Annotated in this window: 21 protein-coding genes; 11 read left to right on the forward strand and 10 right to left on the reverse strand. The window is 44.6% G+C overall.

The annotated features are described in order from the left end of the window. Window positions 1-86 precede the first annotated feature (86 nt). Complete coding sequence (locus AACQ93_RS18540; RefSeq protein ID WP_007463800.1) at window positions 87-1,130, reverse strand: GMP reductase; 1,044 nt, start codon at window positions 1,128-1,130, stop codon at window positions 87-89. A 309-nt stretch (window positions 1,131-1,439) separates the two neighbouring features. On the opposite strand from AACQ93_RS18540, the gene AACQ93_RS18545 reads away from it, so the two are divergent. After that, entirely contained in the window at window positions 1,440-1,769 is a 330-nt protein-coding gene (locus AACQ93_RS18545) for a hypothetical protein (protein WP_064607634.1), read from the forward strand. Window positions 1,770-1,917: 148 nt separating this feature from the next. Next, window positions 1,918-2,412, forward strand: coding sequence for a hypothetical protein (locus AACQ93_RS18550; RefSeq protein WP_064607636.1), 495 nt, complete (start codon window positions 1,918-1,920; stop codon window positions 2,410-2,412). Here the strand turns inward: AACQ93_RS18550 and AACQ93_RS18555 are convergent. Next, a complete protein-coding gene (locus tag AACQ93_RS18555) occupies window positions 2,389-3,420 on the reverse strand; it encodes an AraC family transcriptional regulator (protein ID WP_064607638.1) in 1,032 nt (343 codons plus the stop codon). The two genes, AACQ93_RS18550 and AACQ93_RS18555, sit on opposite strands and share 24 nt — an antisense overlap. Window positions 3,421-3,579: 159 nt before the next feature. Between AACQ93_RS18555 and AACQ93_RS18560 the strand changes: the two genes are divergently transcribed. Together AACQ93_RS18560 and AACQ93_RS18565 are read left to right on the forward strand one after the other, a co-directional pair. Continuing rightward, window positions 3,580-3,960 carry an MFS transporter gene (locus tag AACQ93_RS18560; protein WP_084419318.1) on the forward strand — a complete coding sequence of 127 codons (381 nt, stop codon included), beginning with the start codon at window positions 3,580-3,582 and terminating at the stop codon, window positions 3,958-3,960. Beyond that, window positions 3,953-5,176 (forward strand): HlyD family secretion protein, encoded by a 1,224-nt coding sequence (locus AACQ93_RS18565; protein ID WP_064607641.1) that lies wholly within the window; start codon window positions 3,953-3,955, stop codon window positions 5,174-5,176. The genes AACQ93_RS18560 and AACQ93_RS18565 overlap by 8 nt, the downstream gene beginning before the upstream one ends. Before the next feature lie 211 nt (window positions 5,177-5,387). Here AACQ93_RS18565 and AACQ93_RS18570 read toward each other — a convergent pair whose 3' ends face one another. Then, window positions 5,388-6,131: an EAL domain-containing protein gene (locus AACQ93_RS18570; protein WP_084419320.1), complete on the reverse strand. Its 744-nt coding sequence runs from the start codon at window positions 6,129-6,131 to the stop codon at window positions 5,388-5,390. Between the two features lie 818 nt (window positions 6,132-6,949). On the opposite strand from AACQ93_RS18570, the gene AACQ93_RS18575 reads away from it, so the two are divergent. After that, window positions 6,950-7,306: a hypothetical protein gene (locus AACQ93_RS18575; RefSeq protein WP_064607645.1), complete on the forward strand. Its 357-nt coding sequence runs from the start codon at window positions 6,950-6,952 to the stop codon at window positions 7,304-7,306. Window positions 7,307-7,479: 173 nt separating this feature from the next. Next, window positions 7,480-8,136 carry a hypothetical protein gene (locus AACQ93_RS18580; protein WP_064607647.1) on the forward strand — a complete coding sequence of 219 codons (657 nt, stop codon included), beginning with the start codon at window positions 7,480-7,482 and terminating at the stop codon, window positions 8,134-8,136. 28 nt (window positions 8,137-8,164) lie between these two features. Here the strand turns inward: AACQ93_RS18580 and AACQ93_RS18585 are convergent, their stop codons facing one another. Beyond that, window positions 8,165-9,340, reverse strand: coding sequence for a cation:proton antiporter (locus AACQ93_RS18585; protein ID WP_064607649.1), 1,176 nt, complete (start codon window positions 9,338-9,340; stop codon window positions 8,165-8,167). A gap of 586 nt (window positions 9,341-9,926) precedes the next feature. Between AACQ93_RS18585 and AACQ93_RS18590 the strand changes: the two genes are divergently transcribed. From AACQ93_RS18590 to AACQ93_RS18605, 4 genes are read left to right on the forward strand one after another with little or no spacing between them, the layout of a single operon-like run. After that, window positions 9,927-11,405 (forward strand): TolC family protein, encoded by a 1,479-nt coding sequence (locus AACQ93_RS18590; protein ID WP_157097605.1) that lies wholly within the window; start codon window positions 9,927-9,929, stop codon window positions 11,403-11,405. Then, on the forward strand, window positions 11,402-12,376 hold the full coding sequence (locus AACQ93_RS18595) for an HlyD family secretion protein (protein ID WP_064607651.1): 975 nt from the start codon (window positions 11,402-11,404) through the stop codon (window positions 12,374-12,376). The genes AACQ93_RS18590 and AACQ93_RS18595 overlap by 4 nt, the downstream gene beginning before the upstream one ends. Window positions 12,377-12,381: 5 nt before the next feature. Next, the gene (locus AACQ93_RS18600) at window positions 12,382-13,542 is read left to right on the forward strand and encodes an ABC transporter permease (protein ID WP_064609611.1); all 1,161 of its coding nucleotides are present in this window, start codon (window positions 12,382-12,384) and stop codon (window positions 13,540-13,542) included. After that, on the forward strand, window positions 13,539-14,708 hold the full coding sequence (locus AACQ93_RS18605; protein ID WP_064607653.1) for an ABC transporter permease: 1,170 nt from the start codon (window positions 13,539-13,541) through the stop codon (window positions 14,706-14,708). Before AACQ93_RS18600 ends, AACQ93_RS18605 begins: the two co-directional genes overlap by 4 nt. A 67-nt stretch (window positions 14,709-14,775) precedes the next feature. Here AACQ93_RS18605 and AACQ93_RS18610 read toward each other — a convergent pair whose 3' ends face one another. From AACQ93_RS18610 to ovoA, 5 genes are all read right to left on the reverse strand, one after another. Then, window positions 14,776-15,249: a CreA family protein gene (locus AACQ93_RS18610; RefSeq protein ID WP_064607655.1), complete on the reverse strand. Its 474-nt coding sequence runs from the start codon at window positions 15,247-15,249 to the stop codon at window positions 14,776-14,778. A gap of 249 nt (window positions 15,250-15,498) precedes the next feature. Next, window positions 15,499-15,951, reverse strand: coding sequence for an META domain-containing protein (locus tag AACQ93_RS18615; RefSeq protein ID WP_064607657.1), 453 nt, complete (start codon window positions 15,949-15,951; stop codon window positions 15,499-15,501). An 88-nt stretch (window positions 15,952-16,039) separates the two neighbouring features. Next, entirely contained in the window at window positions 16,040-16,393 is a 354-nt protein-coding gene (locus AACQ93_RS18620; protein WP_064607659.1) for a hypothetical protein, read from the reverse strand. Between the two features lie 549 nt (window positions 16,394-16,942). Next, window positions 16,943-17,269 carry a cysteine-rich CWC family protein gene (locus AACQ93_RS18625; protein WP_084419322.1) on the reverse strand — a complete coding sequence of 109 codons (327 nt, stop codon included), beginning with the start codon at window positions 17,267-17,269 and terminating at the stop codon, window positions 16,943-16,945. 85 nt (window positions 17,270-17,354) lie between these two features. Beyond that, window positions 17,355-19,469 carry a 5-histidylcysteine sulfoxide synthase gene (ovoA, locus tag AACQ93_RS18630; protein WP_064607662.1) on the reverse strand — a complete coding sequence of 705 codons (2,115 nt, stop codon included), beginning with the start codon at window positions 19,467-19,469 and terminating at the stop codon, window positions 17,355-17,357. 251 nt (window positions 19,470-19,720) lie between these two features. On the opposite strand from ovoA, the gene AACQ93_RS18635 reads away from it, so the two are divergent. Next, the gene (locus AACQ93_RS18635; RefSeq protein ID WP_084419324.1) at window positions 19,721-20,242 is read left to right on the forward strand and encodes a hypothetical protein; all 522 of its coding nucleotides are present in this window, start codon (window positions 19,721-19,723) and stop codon (window positions 20,240-20,242) included. A 73-nt stretch (window positions 20,243-20,315) separates the two neighbouring features. Here the strand turns inward: AACQ93_RS18635 and AACQ93_RS18640 are convergent, their stop codons facing one another. Further along, entirely contained in the window at window positions 20,316-20,624 is a 309-nt protein-coding gene (locus AACQ93_RS18640; RefSeq protein WP_064607666.1) for a hypothetical protein, read from the reverse strand. Window positions 20,625-21,197 lie beyond the last annotated feature (573 nt).

Genomic DNA, 21,197 nt, shown 5'->3' on the forward strand with positions numbered 1-21,197 from the left:
GTAGTCATTTCCCTTTAGATATAAAAAAGCCGCTAAAAAGCGGCCTTAAATTATTAGATTGTTTTTATATCGGTGAAATTCCGAGTTTACTCTTTACCGAAAACGTTGTTTTCTTGTTCCTGAACTCGGATGAAAGTAGTGCGTTTTGTTAGCTCTTTAAGCTTCGCCGCGCCAACGTACGTGCAGGTTGAGCGTACACCGCCAAGGATATCTTGGATGGTGTTTTCAACTGGGCCGCGGAATGGCAATAGTACGGTTTTTCCTTCAGCAGCACGGTACTTGGCAACACCGCCTGAGTGCTTGTCCATCGCGCTCTGGCTAGACATGCCGTAGAACTTCATGAACATTTCGCCGTCTTTTTCAATTAACTCGCCGCCGCTTTCTTCGTGGCCCGCCAGCATTCCGCCAAGCATGACGAAATCTGCGCCGCCACCGAAGGCTTTTGATACGTCACCGGCACAGGCACAGCCGCCGTCACCGATGATGCGACCGCCAAGGCCGTGTGCAGCGTCGGCACACTCGATGATTGCTGAAAGCTGAGGGTAACCAACACCTGTCTTAACGCGGGTCGTACATACAGAGCCCGGGCCAATACCCACTTTAACGATATCCGCACCAGCTAGGATTAGTTCTTCAACCATATCACCGGTAACAACGTTACCAGCACTGATTACTTTATCCGGGAACTCTGCGCGCACCTTTTGAACGTACTCGACAAGGTGTTCAGAATAACCGTTAGCGATGTCGATGCAGATGAAGATGATGTCGCTGCTCATCTCCATGATTTCTTTTGTTTTCTGGAAGTCGGCATCAGACGTGCCGGTAGATACCATTGCATTGTTCAGCACGCTGGTATCGTTATTTTTAATGAACTCAGCCCAGTCAGCAACAGTGTAGTGCTTGTGGATTGCAGTCATTACACCGTGCTTAGCCAAGGCTTTAGCCATAGCGAAGCTACCAACAGAATCCATATTAGCTGCAATAACAGGTACACCAGACCATTGACGACCGCTATGCTTGAATGTAAAATCGCGGGTTAATTCAACTTGAGAGCGGCTCTTTAGAGTTGAACGTTTTGGACGAAACAGTACATCTTTAAAACCCAGTTTCAAGTCTTGTTCGATACGCATTAGTCTTTCCTTAATCTATCGAATTTTGCTTTTCGGTATGCAGCTATTGGCAGATAGCATTTATGTCACCGAAGAGCAGGCAAAAAAAAACCGGAGCGTTGGCAGACGCTCCGGTTTTCAGCATTATAGGAATAGAAAAATAATTAACAAGCCTGATAATTCAAATTTTTTTGTGTTACGCTCACGAAGATAGCAACCACGCACTCCGTCAATTTTGTCAAAATTGCGTCTTTTCCTCGCTAATCACTTCCATTCTGCTCGAATCGTTGCATAATCAATTTGTCATGCTGGCTATGTGGAAAGTTTACCTTGTTAAGCAAAAGAAAAATAAAAAAGACATTTCCGCTCGACTTCTATGGAGAAGAGGGGAGCTGGCGCTTCATTATCCGGGCTGACCACCCAGGGGAAGTGCTGGATGCTATGTACTGGCGAGCATATATATCATGTCACCGAAAAGATTTTGATTTGCTGCATATGGCTGTTGGTATGTTTAACTACAAGCATAACTACTCAAGTTCTGAAGCATCCGAAATCCATTATGGGATATCTGGCTCGCCGTTGACGATCAATATGATGGGGCCGATTGTGCCGATATCTGCGATCCTGGAAAAAATGTCTTCCAAGCAACGTGAAAGTTAATAGGCAATAACGAGGGAACGTTAGAAAAGAGCTGGTGACAGCTCTTTTTTTATGCCTGTTATATATAAAAATGTCGTTATTCCTTATTGGCACTGGGGAGATGTTAAGTTATTGTTGTCGTAACCATGATGATAAACCGGAGAGACAAATGAATCGCTTGGTAAATGGATTTGTATTGGTAGCAGGTATAGCCCTCTCGGGCATGGCCGCTGCATCGTCATTGCCGGCCGTCGATGGTAAGTGGCAGTGTGTTCCTGAACAGGAAAAAAACCATGAGCAAAGCTGGGTCACCTATGACTTTAAGCCCGATGGGACTATGTCCTCCCAGGAGTGGGTGCGTTATGAGGAGAATGACCAGACTCAACTGGAGTTCAACCTGTTTATCGATTACCGCTATGTGGCTAAAGATGATGATTACATGCTCAAGCCAGTGAAACTAAGTCGGGAGATCATTACCGATCCGTCTAATGCTAATCCTTTTGACTATGCGACCCGCCGCGATCTCACCGGTTACCGAATTTTCTTCAAGCCTGTTTTTCAGGGCAAAAACGAGGCGCTGTTTGATATGTGGTATCACATCGATCCTGATACTCACTTCAAGATGAATTGCAAGCGCCAACTAACTCTGGCTTCGCTCAAGTAACCTGTCTTTATACTGCGTCGGCGTGAGACCGCGCTGACGCTGAAATGCCTTACTGAAACTCTGCACGTTGTTATAGCCAAGTTCTCTGGCTATATCTTTGATTTCCATATCATCAAGCATGTACTTAATCGCCTGATTACAAAGTACATAGTTGGTGATATTGGTGAAATTCCACCCGAGGGCATGGAGCCGCCGCTGAAGTTGCTGGCGGGAAACCTGAAAACGTCCGGCAACAAAATCTATGTTCGGGAATCCGTAGTAGCGGGCGTAGTTGACCATCTCGTACATGATTTTCGCCGTGTCATGAGGTTGCGGCATGTTGAGAAACTCATCCAGCTGAAAGTTGGACACCAGCATTGGCCGTCTTGGTATGAAGGGTTTGGCACTGCCATGTTCGAGTATTGAGATATCAAGCCATACTTTGGTCATCGGAGCGTTCCATTGGACATCACAACCGAAAAAGGCTTCGACTCGTCCATCACCGCAGCGAGGGCCGCTGATTTCTACATGTTTCGGGTTATAGTCATCACCCATGAAATGCTTCAGTGTGTTGTAGAACATGGCGGCGACACGCAGGCTGTCATGAAGCCGTCCGCGACCTTGACTAAAGTGATTTTCGTAGGTCCATTTGATGATCTTGCCCGACTGCTCACCGTGAAAACTGATGCCGGATTGCAGACAAGAGGTACCATAGTTGATACGCCTGAAAGCCAGTGCCAAATCAGGACTGGAGAGGAACCAGTCACCGAAATAACCCATATTGTCGAACTTCAGGTATTCAGCAATTTCCACCATGTAGGCGGGATCACCGATTCGATCTTCAAGTACTTCCATCCAGCCTTGTACATCAATAAAAGGCACCAGACACATCGGCTCTGAAACAATTTTTGCTGGAATGCTTAACTCTTCCGGCACTATGCCATAGCGTTTTTTCAGCCCAGCCGAGACAGGCTTCATAAAGATTGAGCGAATAAAAGAGATATCCAGTTTTGGTGTGGTGCTTTTCATGCTGTGGCACATTGTTTTTTGTGTATATGGATAGATTATTTCATATTATTGGTTAAATTGATTAAATCAAACCTGAATTCTGACGCGATTCACAGTTTTCCTGCACACTCTGACGCAACAAAAACACAATTATAAATCCTTAGAACGGAGTTGATTACGATGAGTCTCGTCAGCATGCCTTTTGTCGATAGCGGTGTCGACACAGCGTTGCACGTCATGGCTGCCGTGGTCCTTGTGGGAACCATTGCGGCGGCAATTTACGGCTTCTGGAGAATACACGAGCTGCCTATTCAGAAAGCCCACAGTAAAGAGCATCATCAGCTCGGGCTGATAACAGCGCTCACCTGGATTGGCTTTATCTGGCACTGGGTGTGGGTAATTGCGGTGGTGATTGCCTTTGTTGACGGTGAGCAAGCATTACGCCGTATTCGCGATATCTGGAAAGGAACGGAAGAGGGTACCGTGTCGAACAGCTTGCCTCAGCAAGAGGCGGTTATTGCTGATGAAGTAAATGCTGATAAGGAGGCAGAACATGCTTGAGGGTCTAGCGGTATGGACGCTTTTCATTTATCTGCTTCGAATGGTAGGGATGCCTTGGAATAAGTTCACTCAGGGCTTTGCGTTTCTGGGTGGTGCCGGATGGTTGCTGTTCGTTTGGGTCGGTTTGATTACCTTCAGTCCGATGGATTTGTCTGGTGGCTCTGTCGTGCAGTCTCCGCATATTCAGCTTCGTCCTGCTTCAACCAACATTAAGGGTCATGTTGATAGCATCTACGTCAGACCAAATGAGCAGGTGACCAAAGGCCAGCTGATTTACACGCTGGACGATGAGCCGTATCAGATTGCGCTGAACAAGGCGGAGTCGAAACTGGATGCGGCAGAGGTGTCACTTTCTATCGCTGAGGAAGATGTACGAATTGCCAAAGAGAATTACAACGCGTCGCTTAAAGATATCGAGATCTCAAAAAACCAGCTGGTGGCTGCGAAAGAAGATCTTAAGCTCAAGCAGACCACGCTGAAGCGTTATATCGATCAGAATAAGGTCGTGAATCACACCATTACGGAAAGCAAGATGGATGAACAGCGAACGGCTGTTGAAGTGGCTAAAGCGAAAGTGATCTCTCTTGAATCACAGTTGGAAAAAGACAAGCTTTCTGCCAATAAGAGTAAGCTGGCGATGGAGAAGTCTGGGCTTACTGTAAACAGCCGTATGGTGGATGTTGCTAGTGAGCAGGAAAATCTGGCTCAGGCGCAGTGGAATCTTGATCACACGAAAGTATACGCACCGGCAGATGGTTACCTTACAAACTACATCATGCGTGAGGGGCAGTATGTAGGTCTGATGCCGCGAATTCAGATGTACACCAATGAGAAGTATGTACTGATGCGTGTTAACCACCAGGCGATTCGTAATGTCAAAGTGGGTCAGCGTGCTGAATTTACCTCAGCAGTGTACCCGGGCAAGATTTTCAATGCGGAAGTAGAAGGCATTGTTGAGGCGACGGGTGAAGCTCAGGGGAACCTACTGGGCCGTGATGACAACGTTCGCCAGATCACCGGTCAGAATGCGATGAACAAACATCACTTTGTTCGCCTGAAGCTGGATGAGCATGAAGGGTATGACATTCCGGTCGGTTCAGTTGGCCTTGCCTGGATTAGTGCAGAAAAGCCAATTGCGTTCCTGAACTTCCTGGATGTGATCCGTGGCATCATTATTCGTATGAAGTCCCAGATCTTCTTCATCTGGTCAATGTAACCGGAAGGGATGCTCTAATAAAAACAATAAGCACGAAGCAAAAAAAGGATAAAGCTGGATTTAAATGAAAACCGCTCTCGGGTGCCGAAGGACAGTGATAGGCCATCATCACCCGAGCTTTTTAACTACGTTAATGCTGACTGTAGTTTAGCTGTAATTCTTTGAGGCTTAGAGTTACAGCTTTTTTTTACTTGTTGCTTGGGATGTACAATCAGTGCACAGATTGTGGTTCCAGAGCTTGTGGCCGACCTAGCAAGAATCCCTGATACATATCTATGTTCAGGTGCGAAATCTTATCCAGTTGATCTTGTGTTTCAATGCCTTCCAGAATAACTTTAGCTCCGATTTGTCGACATACGGATAGTGATTCCTCTAGGCTTTTACTTTGGTGAGCAACAAAGTCATCCAACAGGGATTTGTCTATTTTGATGATATCCGGCAACAAGATTTTAGCTCTGGCTTTATTCGAAGCGCAGATACCAAAATCATCCATCGCAATGGTGATGCCATAGCGATTAAGCACTTTGATGCCAGAAAAAACTTCTGCCATATCCCCCTCATCGAACTCCATGATCTCATAGACCACCTGTTCCGGTGACAAGCCAAGATAATGCAGCAGGTTTGTCAGTGCCAGAATGGCTCTTTCATCATGGGATAAAATCTGAAAAACGGAAGGAGATGCATTGATAAACAGCTTCTTCGCTCTGTGTTCCGATTGAGCAAAATTTCTCAGGTGAATGCTGGCGCAAAGTAATGAGAGATTAATGGTATCGACAAAGCTTAATTCTGATGAGCTAAAGAACAAATCCGGGCGCACCGGTTCGTTGTTTTCATCCTTAATACGAACCAGTCCTTCAAAAGCAAAAAGATCAATGTCTGATAGAAAAATAGGCTGAAAGACACTACGGAATGTGTAACCGTTATACGTGGCAAAAAAGTGTCCGTCCTCATCCATTAATATGTGCCTTTGGAAATCTTCAGGCTGAATAAGATACATGAATATACCTCTGGAAAGCGTTATTTATATTTTTATTGTTTGACTTTTTTTCGCATCTTATGTTGCTTTCTGGATTGTTGCAATGAAAAACTATAAGGGGTTTTTACGTGCAATAAAGAGATGTTTCGGTAAAAACAGACGATTTAAGTTCCTGTTCTAATTATTTAAAGATAACTACTTTAGAGGCTTTAAACTAAAGCCGAATTCTTTTTTCTAATATCGTCAGTTATTTACCATAGAGTAAAGTTTCTAATTTAATAGATTTGAAATCATATTGATATCATTGACTTGTGTGCTTAGGAAGCACTGTTTAGCAATTCAATAAGTACTTTTATGCAATTGATGGAGTTAAAGTTTCAGATGTTTTTTTGAAGTGAAATTTGAATTCAAAATTCACATAGATGGTAAATGTGTCAATAATGACTCGCAATTCCTCTGTGGAATGTTATGGATGATTAATTTATGTCAGGTTAGACCAGTGTCCGTATTGTGAATTATGGCTTGTAACTCGATTTGTGTTATTTATAATGCCACGCCATCCGAATGATAACCGTTTCACAGTAGATCTTGATTACGCCATTAATAGCTTAATCTTTGTTGTTATTTCAGACGTTGCTTAAATACTCTAATCAATTTCAATTGCTCATGAAAGGCAAAAATTAGAGATATTTATTGTTACAGTATACATTCTCTAATAAATCTAAAATAAAGAATCGTATTCTGTAATCGTGATTTCACGGTTTAAATGATAATTATATTTTGAGGGTAAAGTAAAAGTGGATAGTTTCGTACAAGAACACTTGAACTGGCTTAAAACACTGGGTGTGAAGTTTGATGAGGATAACTTGAAGTCTTGCCTCGATAATCATTTGCGCCGGGAAAAAGTATGCACTGCAATTCTTAAGGCCAAAGAGCTTGGTGTATCATTAGAAGATGAATTAAACCGAGCTGTTGTGGCCGCAATGATTTTAAGTAACTCTGAACATAAGTGTTTTGTTTCAGAGTTGGATAAAGTCAGGAGTATTCCGCCGTTATTTCTGGAAGCGATAAAGAGTACAGATGTGTATTCAGAAATACTGTATGTTCTTGAGCAGCAAAGCTGTTGCGATTCGGAGCTTATTCCACTCCCGTAATGTATAAATCGGATAAAGCCGTAGGTATTGATTGTGAGGCTTTAGCAGTGGAATCGGTATTGTTAGAACATTGATGTTTTATGTAACTAGGTGTACAACAGTTCGGATTTACTGATGTGGAGCGCAATGTGCCTTTTTGTTTTACAAATGTTTTCAGGCGCTTTATCGCCTATATGTCATTTTCTGGAGGGGCTGTCGCCCTGGCTTCTTTCACTTTGGCTGGTAAGGCTCTCGCCTACAATCCACCATTGATGGGGGAGTTCAGTTTTGGTGATGATGCTGAGTATGTACGCTCGCTTCCGGATGCTTTTGATTGCTCGGCGTTGTATAACGATCAGCCGGTAATTTGTTTTGATCAGCGCAAGGATTTCAATGTTGCTGGTGGAATGGCCGCGGTGTTTTTACCGGACGGTAAAGCGAAGCATGTTGTGTTTAACGCACCGCTGACCCAAACCAATTACAATGCCATTCTGGCTGGGCTGAGAAGGCAGGGGATGGTGTTTGCGCATCTTAATGTTAGCGGTGAGGCGTTAGATGTACTTGCCGGTATCCGGACTCTGGACAGGCAGACGCTGGATGATCAGATGTTTGCGTTGGTGAATCGTTATGATTTTCTGGTTCGGCGAGAATATCTGTTTATGGATAAGAATGCTTTTCAACGCGCTTATCAACTTGGATATCGCGATATAGAGCATTGGTTGTCAGCCGATTTAAGTAAAGATCCACAGCAAAGAGCAGAAGAACGTGTTGTGACCATGACGGTTTATGAAGATCAGATCACCTTGAACTTTGCTTTTCCTTTTGCGGGGGGAAAAACATCTTCGCCTTAGGGGAAGATTTCAGCCCTGACATCAGACCTTAATCTTGTCGCAGATGGCTGGCGATAGAGATTGGTGTCGGGAAGCGTTTCACCACCCAGTAAGTGGATATGATGAAGGTGGTCATCGTCGCAGTTTGGATGAACATGCTGGCTTGTGTTGAAAGTAGGTTGGCATTCAGGGCTGCATAGACCACCAAGAATGAAAACTCACTGGCCTGGCTCAGTCTGGCGCTCAATTCCCTTATCATTGTCGGCTTTTCATTGGCCAGGCGAAATGCTTTTGAAAATCCCCATGCCTTGATGGCTACTAACATTACTCCAAACAGAACTCCCAGCAAGCTGTAGAAATCACTTCCTGACAGATCCATTCTGGCGCCGATAGCAAAAAAGAACAGGATCAGGAAGAATTCCCGCAGCGGTTTAAGGTGAACAGATATCGCCTGTGAAACCCGGCTAACCGCAATTGAAATCCCGGCAATAAAAGCGCCGCTCTCATAAGATAACCCCACCTGGTGACTCAACTCGGCCCAGAACAGGCACCAGCCCAGAGTCGTGATAAAACTGTACTCCTGAATGACATCGAAACGTCGGAACAGCGGAAGGATAAGGTGACGTACGCCAAGGAAAGCAAGGGTACATAACGCAGCAAACTTCAGCAGCATCATTACAAACGCCAGCAGGAGGCTGTTTCCGCCGTCGCCGATGTTGAGGAAAATGATCACGCTGATAGCCAGAATGTCTTGCACCAGCAGAATACTGGTCATCATTTCCCCGACCCGTTGGTGGTGTAGGGTGGTGGTTGGTATCAGTTTCAGGCCAATCACGGTACTGGAAAACATCAAAGCAGCGGCAATGATCAGGGCATCAATCAGAGGCAATTGGATCGCTAGTGCGAAAATCAGTGTCCCGGTAAAGAAAAAGCAGCAGGTTCCCAGAGTGATAAACGCACTTTCCTTAAACAGGCTAATGAGTTTCTTCGGTTGCAGGTTAAGCCCGATGAGAAACAGCAGCAGGATAACGCCGAGATTACCGATTTGCGTGATGTCTTCTGAGCTGCGGATCCAGGCCAATCCGGATGGGCCGATCAGCATCCCTGAAGCAATATAAGCCAGAATAATCGGTTGGCGGGCATAGAGGAAAAGCGTCCCCAGAACTGCGGCACTGATGACAATAGTGCAGAGCTCGAATATCAGGGGAGCCAGGTCGACCTGCATAGAAGAACTTCCTAAGGAACAAGCCCGAGAGAAAATGTGTCGAATGCAGCAGATCTTATACCAAACTGAATAATAATCTGATCCAATCAGAGCATTCCATGGTCTTGATATAAGAATAATACATCTGACTTGTTATACATAAGCAATAGGCTGCTATGCATTGGGTGTTATTTGAGCTACGAGGAAATGATGGTTTATGTGAAATGAATTGTAGTGAGAAGTTGGTCACAATTTCGTATAAAGGCATCTATGCGGTATTTAAACAGAATGCTATTCTCTATCATGTAATGGTTCTCAGCAATATGGATGTTGCTTGATTAGGCTTAATTTTTCGAAGCGAGCAGAGGCTCGCTTTTTTTTGCCTGTCCGCTTTGCTTTACAGTCTGTGTTCCCTCCTGCTTTATATCTACTTATAAATCAATATGATAGATTTTGGTATCTGTCAATGTGTTTCTATGTGACCTCGTTAAATGATTTACTATTCCGTTTTCATTCTTTCTGCATGTAGCACAGAATAGTTGAAATTTAGAGCTATTACTCTAGAATTTATTTTAGACCACTAAATAAAGGCTTAATGGAAAGAATAATGAAGATAAAGCCTGTTGCGGCAATGATGTGTTATGCCGCTTTTCTTTCGATACCGCTTTGCGGTGCCGCTTCTGATCTCAGAGTGTCAGGAGGTGTTGAAGGGGATGTTGTGACTGTAAGTCCACAGGCACAGCAGAGGGTAAGTTTTACTGATGCCTGGCGCGCGGTTGTGATGAGCAACGACGCCCTGGCTGCTGAACGTGCCAATGTCGAACGAACTGAGCACTTGCAGGATGCCGCCAGTGATTTGTTCTTCCCGCAAATCACAGCGAAAGCCAATTACACTCGTTTGGACAAGCCGGTAGAGATCAAGCCTTCAGATGTGATTGGCAGTATGCCAGCAGGAGATTCAATAGCTGGTTTAGCTCAGATGTTGGGCATTAATCCCGCCAAAATCGATAGCATGTTTACATCACAGCTGACTAAGCGTGACATCTTTACCAGCTCTATCCGTGCGGTGTGGCCGATTTTTACCGGTGGCCGGATTATGGCGGCGCAGGATATCGCTAAAGGGCAGAATGAAGAAGCGCGCTATCTGTTGGCAATGAAGCAACAGGCCAAATTCGAAGACCTGTCCAAATTCTACTTTGGTGTGGCTATGACCCAGCAGGTACTCATGACCCGCATTGATGTTGAAAAAGGCTTGAAGAAGCATTATGAACATGCCGTGAAGCTGGAGCAGCAAGGCCAGATTGCTAAGGTTGAACGCCTGCAGGCAGAAGCATCCTACGATAAAGCGCGTGTTGAACGTCAGAAAGCGGAACGTGACATGGAGATCGCTCAGGTTGCTTTGACCAGGCTGTTGAAGCTGGATATCCCGGCATTGCCGTCAACGCCATTGTTTATCAATGAATCACTGCCACCGATGGCAGCTTTTATTGAGAAGACGCTGGTTGACTATCCTGGTCTGCACATCCTTGACGCCAAGAAGAAACAGGCCAGTGGCCTGATTGATGCCGAAAAGGGTAAATACTACCCGGAAGTTTACCTGTACGGTAATTACAGCCTTCATGAAGATGATACGCTGGCGGCGAAAACTGCACCTGACTGGGCGGTTGGCGTCGGCGTTAATATACCGTTGATGGATAATTCCGGCCGCTCTGGCAAAGTTAAAGCCGCACACAGTATGGTGACTCAGGTGAATTACCTGCGGGCTCAGGCCGAACAGGATTTATCGGTTTTGGTTGAGAAAACCTATCGTGAAGCAATGCAGGCGCTCGAAGAGTACAACGGTTTGTCATCAAGCCTGCAACTGGCCGAGGAAAATGTTCGCCTGCGTGAAAAAGCATTTAGTCAGGGGCTGTCGACTTCTCTGGATGTTGTCGATGCCGAGTTGTATCAGGCCAGTGTCAGAACTCAGCGTTCAGCCGCTGCCTTCCAATATGTCATTTCTCTGTCGCGCTTGCTGGCTGTCAGCGGCGAGATGGAAAGTTTTAATCAGTATCAGCAGTACCAAGGTTTAGAGGTTAAGTCATGAGCAAGTTTAAGTCTTTAGCAGCAGTTGTACCGGCAGCCGCGCTGGTAGGTTGGCTGGGCTATACCTTCTGGCAGGCTTACCAACCTCAGCCTGAACGTATGCAGGGGCAGATTGAAGCTCAGCAATACAACATTTCTTCCAAAGTACCGGGCCGTATTGAGCAAGTCATGGTTCGTAAGGGGGATATGGTTGAACGCGGTGATTTGATTTTCACTTTGTTAAGCCCTGAGCTGGATGCAAAACTGGAGCAGGCAAAAGCCGGTCAGGAAGCTGCTGGGGCGATGGCTGAGCAGGCCGAGAAAGGTGCTCGTAGTCAGGAAATTGAAGCCGCGCGCGATCAATGGCGTAAAGCCAAAGCTGCTGCTCAGTTAATGGAAAAAACCTATCAGCGTGTCGACAACCTGTACAAAGATGGCGTGATTGCCGAGCAGAAACGTGATGAGGCTTATACCCAGTGGCAGGCTGCACGCTACACCGAACGTGCTGCGCTTCAGATGTTCGAAATGGCGAAAGAAGGTGCCCGTGATGAAACTAAGCGTGCGGCAGCGGAAAAAGCACGTATGGCAGCCGGTGCGGTTGCCGAGGTTGAAGCGTATGCAGCCGATACTCAGATTTCAAGCTGGCATAACGGTGAAGTAACTCAGATTCTGTTGCATGAAGGCGAACTGGCTCCTCAGGGCTTCCCGGTTGTGAGTGTGGTTGATATCAGTGATGCCTGGGCTGTTTTCCATGTTCGTGAAGACAAGCTCAAAGACTACAACAAAGGCGCAGAGTTTCAGGCCAGCATTCCGGCTCTTGGCAGTCAGAAATACAGCTTTAAAGTTAGCCATGTTGCCGTAATGGGTGATTTCGCTACCTGGCGTACCACAGATCCGGCGCAAGGTTTTGATATGCGTACTTTTGAAGTGGAAGCTCGTCCGGTTGAGCCTGTTGAAGGGCTGCGAGTCGGTATGAGTGTGATTGTTGAGTGATCAGCATGAGTTTTAATTCTCTGTTACGTCGCGAATGGCAGTTGCTCTGGAGTGACGGCTGGCTCAGGGCCATGGTGACATGGCTCCCTGTGGTGCTGTTTCTGATCATGTGGGGGATCTTCTCTGCGGGGATTGCCCGGGATCTTCCAATCGGTGTGGTCGATCTTGACCATAGTCGTCTGTCGCGTCAGTTGATCAGAAATCTGGATGCCAGCCCGACCATTGAAGTCTCGCAGTCATTTGTTTCCGTTGAGCAGGGTAGTCATGCTTTGCGGGGAACTGATGTTTACGCGCTGGTGGTGATCCCAGAACATTTGGAGAAAAACACCTTGCTGGGATATGCGCCGGAAGTCACCACCTTTAATAACAGTCAGTTTATACTGATTGCCAAACTGGTGAACTCTGCCATTGTACAGGCGCATGGCACACTGAATGCTTCGATTGATACCCTGAAAAAAATGGCTGGAGGAGCGACGGTTCCAGTTCAGGCTCTGGGGCAGGCGGTATCGATACGATCGCAGATAACACCACTTTATAACCGTAATAATCACTATGGTCAGTTTATTGTTTCAGCCGCCGTTCCAGCGATCTGGCAGATTATGATGGTAGTTACAACTATTCTGTCGTTGGCTGCGGTGATGCGTTGGCAGGGCCTAAGCTGCTGGTTAGGTGATGCACCGGTACGTAATCTGTTGGCGAAATTTGTTCCGTACACTTGTATGTTCTGGCTCCAGGGCATGCTGTTCTTATGGTTTATGTATGGCTACCTTGGCTGGCCTATGAATGGCAGCTGGACAATCCTGTTGCTTGCGCAGTTGCTGACTGTCATTGCCTGCCAGGGAATTGGCGCGCTGTTCCTTCTGTTGACGTTGGATCCAACCAAAGCGATGAGCTTTGCTGCCGGCTTTACCGCTCCGGCATTTGCTTTTGTCGGGGTAACGTTTCCTGCAACGGACATGCCTGCATTTGCTCAGTTTTGGCGCTCAATGTTGCCGGTGACGCATTACCTTGAAGTGCAGGTTCATCAGGTTAACCACGGTCAGTCTCTGGCTGTGGCATGGCCGCAACTAGCAGTCCTCTTTGTCTTTATCCTGCCGCTACTATTAGCGTTCTGGCGTGCCGCTATGTTGGCTGGTAAACACAATCAAGAAGAGGTAATCCAATGAGTTGGCGAAGCCTGTTTAAATTTGAACTGAGTGCGATTTTTTCTAACCAATCGATTCTGTTTACTGTGTTCGGTGGGGTGCTGATTTATTCGTTCCTGTACCCCTTGCCATATTCGCAACAGCTACCGCGAGAGCAGAAGGTGGCGGTGGTGAACCTGGATAACAGTCAGCTCAGTCGTCAGTTGGAACGCATGGTTGATGCAACACCACAGATAAAACTGGTTGCTCACCCGGCAAGTGAGGATGAGGCTAAGACATTGCTGAACAATGGTCATGTTGAAGGCCTGTTGGTGATACCTGAGCATTTCGCCCGTGATTTACTGTTGGGTAAAAGTCCTACGCTGGCTTATGCCGGTGATGCGGCGTATTTCCTGATTTATGGTTCAGTGGTAGAAGGGCTGGCAACGGCAGGCGGAACATTAGGTGCAAAGGCCAAAGTCACTCGTATGGTGACATCCGGCGAAAATATTGCACTGGCTTCACAGCAGTATTCGGCGATTAAACTGAGTATGCAGCCTGTATTTAACCCGACAATGGGTTACATCAATTATGTTGTCCCGGCTGTGTTTATCCTGATTCTTCATCAGACATTGTTGATTGCGGTGGCTTTGTTGGGCGGCGGACAGAATGAATACTACCGTGCGGGTAAGACAGGCTACTGGTTACAGTTTTCAGCCTGGAAGGTTATGGTGGTCCGTGGCTGCTTGTTTTTGCTGATCTATCTGCCATTGGTGATGTATTACTTTGGTTTTAGTTATAGCTACTACCAGATTAATCGTTTAGCTGCGATCTCTGATCTGTTGGCAATGACAGTCCCATTCTTGCTGGCGGTTATTTTCCTGGGGATGATAATCGGTCAGTTGATTCCGCGTCGTGAACTGGCAACGGTGGTGGTACTGATGAGTTCGTTCCCGCTAGTCTTTTCTGCCGGATTTATCTGGCCAACCTCGGCGATACCGGCTCCGATTAATGCTTTAGCTCAGTTGGTTCCGGCTGCTCCGGCAATCAATGGCTTCTTGCGTTTAAACCAAATGGGGGCTGATTTCAGTCAGGTAGGTCATTACTGGCTGCAATTGTGGGTTCAGGCGGTGATCTATGGTTTGTTGGCTACGTTTATGCTGCTGAGAAATCAGAGAAAACCAAAGCCGTCAGTTGTGAAGCTGTAGTTAGTCGTTACATTTCAGAGCTTCTTCATAAATATAGAAAAGCGCCCGAGGGCGCTTTTTTGTGGGATTATTTCTGCTCTGGTGCCGGTGGTGTCTTATAGGCCTTGGTACCCCATAGCGGTACTGTTGACAGGCTATGCTTGTAGCTACCGGAGGTTTCTTTGGTTGAGTAAGAAACATACATCAGAGTCTGTGAGTCCTGATCTAGGATTCGGCGGATTTTCATGGTCTTGAAGAAAATACTCTTGGACTTCTTAAATACCACTTCACCGGATTTTGATTTATCGATTTCTGCAATCATTTCAGGGGTAATTTCACCGGTTTGACGACAGGAAATAGAAGAGTCGGAAGGATCTGCCAGGCTCAAATCTGCCTCAATACTGGCTACGTGGCAAGTTACGCCGGGTACTTTCGGATCGATAAGAGTATTTAGCTTAATATCCTTAGTGGTGAAAACCCCCAGGCTGACGTCACCCACTTCATTTTTGTCACAACCGCTGAGCAGTGCTGCTAGCGTCATTGCGAATAGAATTTTTTTCATATCGGAAAGCCCCTGTAAATCGAAAACTAAAGTGAAGAATGCACTGGTTTGCGAGTAATAGTGCAGCCTCAGAACATTGTTCACTTAAGAATGCTAACTGTATTTATCTGACTGATTGTAGGGCAATAGCAGGCTTAAAGAAACAGCAGAGGTATATCCAGATGACCTCAGATGCTGGCTCAGCAAGAATTTAGTTCAGCTTAAGCAAGTCGCTGATTTGAACGCAGAGTGGTAATGGTTGAATAATTTTTATTGTTCGGATTCTTCTTCAGGAGAATGATCTGTTGGCAGAAAGGTCAGAATGTGCAGTTCAGATGTTAAGGTTAGTATCTGGTTTTCCAGCGCAACGTTGTTCCATTTTTGCAGTGATTTTGTCATCACTTTTTCTACATGAGCTTCGTCTTCCTGTATGCAGGCCATTTTTGTTGCGCCCATCGCGACAACACGCAGTTTGTAACCTTTTGCTAGTTCAACCTGACCGAAGAATCGGTTACAACCACTGAATCCGGCCACTTTGAGGTCAGAATCTATTGCCATACTCGGTACAGAGCGGGGTTCGGAAATTGAGACATCCTTGCCATCAATCTTGGTGAGAATCCAATGTCCGTGAAGTTGTTTCTGAGAGAACCCTGGCTTTACGTCAGGATCACATCCCATCAGAAAGAGTGGAAAAATGATTAGAGTAAGCAGCCACTTTTTCATAGCAAAGCCTCATCACTACGACATAAGTTACCGAATGATAATAATAGTATATGTAATAGTGAGATGATCTCGCTAAGACGAGACAGGATCAGCTATTGCTGTGAATGAATTTGTTAATCTCTCCCGGTTTATGACGGAAGCCTTCATCCGGGTCTTGCTTGTAAGCCTGGAGTGCATGCTGCGCATCACAATAGCTTTGATTTTCTTTAAAGGCTTTGCGAGTAATATCAATCGCGCGTTCTGCCGCTCGGCGAATTTCTGGTGTTGATTTTGTGTCGCTGAAAATAACATGTTGCTTAGTCAGCAGTCTGCTGACTGTTTGCATGCAGAGCTTTTCATTATCAGGAAGTGCGTTGTGTGTGTGTGAGTAGCTATGCGGACCTGCAAGGCTATACCCAGAAATGAGAGTGATCAGGAGAAACAGGTAATGGTTTTTTTTCATTGGCTCATCATTATTTATTTTATAAGTCAGAGATTATATTTATCAGACAAATTTTCTCAATGATTAGTCTGTATTTTTTAGAATGATTTTGAAAATTAGAAAACAGATCTCATATTTATTAAAGAATATAAATCAATTCGTATTTTTGAGTTGGTGAAAGTATTTGTCTTAACCTTACTTTTCAATTAAGTATTTGAATGTAATGGTTTTTATTGCTGCTGCATCTAGTGGGAGCAAAAGATGGGCAGAGAGTGAAGTAAAAAGGTCAGGTTAATTTTAGAAATTGGTGTTTTTGGGTTGTTAAATTATTTTTTAATTCATAAGGTTCAAAACCAGTTTCAAAAAAAATTAAGAGCAAATTTGGAAAAAGTGTGATTTTAATTCAAAATAAATCCGCAATGTTATTTTTGCTTATTAAATGATGGAGTTTGCAAAATTTATCTCTTATATGAGTTTTATCGTCATTGCTCAGAGCCTTGACGCTGGTAATGCTGTTCAGCTTTAATCGCAATCTGTTTCAAGACACCTGTTAGACTTCATCATGATTCACTAATCTATTGCTCGTTTATTACTGAGTAACGGCAACTTACTTAAACACTCGCGGCACAGGCAGTCTGGAGATTCGATCCCCGATGTATCCCGTTTTTCAATTTCAAAACACCAGCAGGTAGATTTTCCGGCGCTGATATCGCAAAAGGCTGGTTTGCCGCATAGGCTACAGGTATGAGTTGAACGTTTACCCTGAATCTCTTCGATAGTATTGCATTGTTTTACTTCATCCATATCACGCCACTCGGTAATTTCTGCCATGGTGCGAAAGCACCCGCTGCATATCCCGTCCTGATTTTTACATTTTGCGATGCAAGGTGTTTTCATTTCCAAATGCTCTGTACTGCCCGTTTCAGGCAGTACAGTAGCATGTCAGTTATCCTTGAGTATAGCTTTCAAAATTCTTGTGTCTTCAGCGTTTGCGCCAGATGGTCATTTCAGAAATGCTGTGCTGATACTTACGCTTGGTTTCGCGGATCACAAAAGGAATTTCCTTTACAGCGACTAGTTCGAAGTGAGGGATGAGGGTTTCTGTTAGTCCGTCTAGTGTAGTGAAGTTCTCTCCATGAACCTTTATGCCACCAAGCCAATTGGCTTTGTCAGTATATTCTTCCAGCCAGGTATAAGGGGAGGCAATAATTAGGTAGCCGCCTTCATTGATACGTTCGTGAATGGTCGACAGGAATCGCTTTGGTTCACTGAGTCGGTCGATCAGATTTGAGGCATAGATAAGATCATAGCCGTTGAACTGGGGTTTCAGGTTGCAGGCATCGCCCTGAACAAAGTTTATTTTTTCAGCGACATCCTGATAGCCAAGCTGCTTCAGCGTGACACTCTTGAAGTCGACTAAATCCCCCTCGGTGCGAATGGTGTAACGCTTCTCACCTTGTTCAGTTAGGCTGTAAGCTTGCTGAATGAAACGAGCGGAGAAGTCGATGGCATCAACATGGTCGAAAGTTTTGGCCAATTCGAAAGAAGCGCGACCTACCGAACAGCCGATATCAAGTACTTTGGCTGTTTGGTGAGGTTGGATTTCATTCAGGCACTGCCGGACGCCGTTGACGCAAAAGTTGGGTACATCGAAGTATTCGTCGCCATAATGGAATTCAAGATACTGGGAAATCAGCTCGTCAGTTTCATAGACGTTGAGTGACGTCATGCTGTCTGGATCTTGGTGTGATTCGACATAGCGGAAACCGGCATGTTGATAGAAGTGGCGGCGGAAAGCATAACGGGATGACAGAATGGATTCATTGCCGGTCGATATCCATGAGCCGCCTTTGATCAAATTGTGCTTACCGTCAAAAGTGGGGGTAGAGAAGTCATCATAAAGAGGGTGAACCTGAAAGCCCTGGAAACCGTCGATGCTGGTTTCCGTCCACTGCCATACGTTTCCTAAAATGTCGCATAGCCCTTCATGTTCGAACCGATCGACGGGACAGGAAGATGCGTAGTATTCCAGTTCAATGTTACCCGGTGCTTCATGCCAGTTAGGGGAGTCTTCCGGGATATTCCGGCGTAACAGATACCATTCAGCTTCGGTAGGTAGGCGAATGCTGGCTTGGAGTTGCTCTGCTTTCCAGTTACAGAATGCTTTGGCTTCAAGTTGGTTTACTTCCACTGGCCAGTTCAAAGGCAGTGGTATTTCTTCTGCAAGGTTGCGCTGAAACCAGCAGTCATCCCGGAGTCGCCAGAACCGTGGCATCTTAGCCTTGGTATATTCGAGCCAGGCTTTTCCTTCATCATTCCAAAATCGTGGTTTGAGATAGCCTTCGTCTTTTACAAACCCCATATATTCCTTGTTTGAAACAAGATATTTCGAAGCTTTGAAATCAATGACTCTAAAGGTTTGCTGACCGTATTCGTTATCCCAGCCATAGGTATTTGCATCTTTACTCTTTCCTAAAGTGACGGTGTCACCTCCAATTGAGAGCAGACGGTTGTCAGACGGGATACCGACATCAGGACAGGGCTGCCAATCCGGATGTGGACTGACGTCAGAAAGCGGAAGTTGTCGAATGATCACTGAGGAGGTTTCAAGATGGATCCGCTCATGCTCAATACCCATTAAAATCACCCACGCGGGATCATCCTGGCCGATGGGAAGAGTTATCGGCATCGAATCAATCACATCGTTAACTAGGGCATTAACCTGTTGCCGATAGTGCCTTACCTCGTCAACTGTCGGCCAGTCATAGTTGGCTTCATCCAAATCATCCCAGGACATCTCGTCGACGCCAATGGCAAACATGGATTCGAAATGTTCATTAATTCTGTTGTCGATGTATTTTCCAAGTTTGAGCTTATTGATGAAGAAAACTGCGGTGTGGCCAAAGTAAAAAATCAGAGGGTGGCGAAGCGGTTCAGCTTTGAGATAGTAAGCCTGGTCGCTATTAATGACTTCGAACAGTGATTCATAGAGCGCCCAAGTTTGATTGTAAGCCTCTTTGATTTCCTGTCGTTTAATTATGTCATTGTCTCCGGTTAGTACGAGGGTGCGGGTAGCATCAGTGAGATTATCATTCATCTTTTCTAATCCTTTTGAAACTTATGAAAAGGTAGACAGATTTAAACGTAGACAGTGACAGGAGGGATCACAAAAATGTTCAGTGACACTTTTGTGACTTATATGGATGATCAAGCTCTGCACTCGCATATCTGTTTGAATGTAAGGATAGAAATTTATCTTCAGCCAGTGTGTTTGCCATACTCAATATTGAGTAACAAGTTGAAGGTTTATAAAAAATGCGCAGGCGTAGATGGACAATACATACGTGGATGTTGGTCGCAGCCGGATTGATCTTGAATATAATCTCGGCATTAATGACGAATTTCTTTATTGATGATGTTACCAGACAGGCGAATGAATTAGTTCAACAACAGCAAAATAACGATAAATTAATCACTTTAATCTGGCAGCAGGTAGAGACAGTCGAAAGGAAAAAAGAATATGTGCTGGAATTAATATTAACCAGTGAATATCAGGAAAAACCGATCCCAACAAAAATAAAAGACCAAGTAATAAACGAAATTAATTATTGGTTAGATCAGGAGGTTAAAGAATTGTCCATAGACGGCATACCAACATTAATGGCATTGCTAAATAAAGTTCAGGATGGCAGGCGAGAGAAAATAAACCAGCTTTATCTGGATAATTTGCAATTGATTGAAGAGCATGCTGGTAAAATGAAATCAGTTTCCCAGTTGAGAAACCTTGCGCTTTTTTTGCAGATTATAGGGTTGGCATTGGTATTAGCCAGAGATTTGAACTGGCATGAACATCGGCTTGAGGAAAGATAGAGTAAATAGAAATGACTGTCATAATGACCGGAGATTTAAGGCCCTGTTGTAGGGGAACAGGGCCTTGGATTCATTACTTGTTAGTAGAGTGGAAAGCGTAACGTGAAGATTCACGGCCACTTTCAGTTTTCGCTTTATATTTGATAGAACGAGAGTTTTCGAGTGTCAGAGGAATAAATACACGACCTTTTTCATCAGTGGTGTATGACTTTTTCTGTTGCGGTACGTTAGCAACTGTAACTTGTGCATTAGCTGCAGGCTGACCATTCTCAGTTACTGTAACCCAGGCACCATTGTGTGTATCTGCAACGCGGATATCAGCAAAAGCAGAAGACGACATTAAAATCACAGCTGTAGCAGTTAGTACTTTCAAGCTAGACATAATCTTCACCTCATTAGTCTGTGGCATCAGCCATTTTTATATGTGCATATTTTTCCACATTCAAAATATAAGACCTGCCATCAAAACTTATCTTTCAACAAATTTAACTTTTCTTATATTAATATAAGTAACAATTAGTTAAGCCCTTGTTGCTGCTTCAGGTTGAATATTAATAGCAATTGGTTTCAGCCTGCTGTTGAGTAGGAACATCACCTTGTTTGTCACTCATCAATTTCAGTATAGCCTTAACTAAAAAAGTCAGATTGTTTTTTTCATTAGTCTGATTTTTAACACGTTGTTTTATTATGAGTAAATTAGCATAGTTGATATTTTTATATCTTGAAACAGGAATGGTTAATTGCTAAATGATAAAATTGTCATGTTAATTCATCATAAAATGTGTGTGTTTGTGGTACCTGCTGTTTTGTTTACCTTTCAAAAGAAAATAATGTTATTGATTGAATCTTAGTCTTGTGTTTTTAACGATTACGCATTAACAAAATTACATGCCTCATATTTAAGTTTGAAAGCAAATGATTGTTTTGTATCAATTTTTATGAGATATCTTGGGGT

It is taken from the genome of Photobacterium sp. J15, from assembly GCF_963870815.1.
In the GTDB taxonomy this organism is placed as follows: Bacteria; Pseudomonadota; Gammaproteobacteria; order Enterobacterales; family Vibrionaceae; genus Photobacterium; species Photobacterium marinum.

What these genes read in the sequence shown, in the direction of transcription:
- AACQ93_RS18540 (WP_007463800.1), bottom strand. Translation starts at nt 1,130, where the DNA reads ATGCGTATCGAACAAGACTTGAAACTGGGTTTTAAAGATGTACTGTTT.
- AACQ93_RS18550 (WP_064607636.1), top strand. Translation starts at nt 1,918, where the DNA reads ATGAATCGCTTGGTAAATGGATTTGTATTGGTAGCAGGTATAGCCCTC.
- AACQ93_RS18555 (WP_064607638.1), bottom strand. Translation starts at nt 3,420, where the DNA reads ATGAAAAGCACCACACCAAAACTGGATATCTCTTTTATTCGCTCAATC.
- AACQ93_RS18560 (WP_084419318.1), top strand. Translation starts at nt 3,580, where the DNA reads ATGAGTCTCGTCAGCATGCCTTTTGTCGATAGCGGTGTCGACACAGCG.
- AACQ93_RS18565 (WP_064607641.1), top strand. Translation starts at nt 3,953, where the DNA reads ATGCTTGAGGGTCTAGCGGTATGGACGCTTTTCATTTATCTGCTTCGA.
- AACQ93_RS18570 (WP_084419320.1), bottom strand. Translation starts at nt 6,131, where the DNA reads ATGGATGAGGACGGACACTTTTTTGCCACGTATAACGGTTACACATTC.
- AACQ93_RS18580 (WP_064607647.1), top strand. Translation starts at nt 7,480, where the DNA reads ATGTCATTTTCTGGAGGGGCTGTCGCCCTGGCTTCTTTCACTTTGGCT.
- AACQ93_RS18585 (WP_064607649.1), bottom strand. Translation starts at nt 9,340, where the DNA reads ATGCAGGTCGACCTGGCTCCCCTGATATTCGAGCTCTGCACTATTGTC.
- AACQ93_RS18590 (WP_157097605.1), top strand. Translation starts at nt 9,927, where the DNA reads ATGAAGATAAAGCCTGTTGCGGCAATGATGTGTTATGCCGCTTTTCTT.
- AACQ93_RS18595 (WP_064607651.1), top strand. Translation starts at nt 11,402, where the DNA reads ATGAGCAAGTTTAAGTCTTTAGCAGCAGTTGTACCGGCAGCCGCGCTG.
- AACQ93_RS18600 (WP_064609611.1), top strand. Translation starts at nt 12,382, where the DNA reads ATGAGTTTTAATTCTCTGTTACGTCGCGAATGGCAGTTGCTCTGGAGT.
- AACQ93_RS18605 (WP_064607653.1), top strand. Translation starts at nt 13,539, where the DNA reads ATGAGTTGGCGAAGCCTGTTTAAATTTGAACTGAGTGCGATTTTTTCT.
- AACQ93_RS18610 (WP_064607655.1), bottom strand. Translation starts at nt 15,249, where the DNA reads ATGAAAAAAATTCTATTCGCAATGACGCTAGCAGCACTGCTCAGCGGT.
- AACQ93_RS18615 (WP_064607657.1), bottom strand. Translation starts at nt 15,951, where the DNA reads ATGAAAAAGTGGCTGCTTACTCTAATCATTTTTCCACTCTTTCTGATG.
- AACQ93_RS18620 (WP_064607659.1), bottom strand. Translation starts at nt 16,393, where the DNA reads ATGAAAAAAAACCATTACCTGTTTCTCCTGATCACTCTCATTTCTGGG.
- AACQ93_RS18625 (WP_084419322.1), bottom strand. Translation starts at nt 17,269, where the DNA reads ATGAAAACACCTTGCATCGCAAAATGTAAAAATCAGGACGGGATATGC.
- ovoA (WP_064607662.1), bottom strand. Translation starts at nt 19,469, where the DNA reads ATGAATGATAATCTCACTGATGCTACCCGCACCCTCGTACTAACCGGA.
- AACQ93_RS18635 (WP_084419324.1), top strand. Translation starts at nt 19,721, where the DNA reads ATGTTGGTCGCAGCCGGATTGATCTTGAATATAATCTCGGCATTAATG.
- AACQ93_RS18640 (WP_064607666.1), bottom strand. Translation starts at nt 20,624, where the DNA reads ATGTCTAGCTTGAAAGTACTAACTGCTACAGCTGTGATTTTAATGTCG.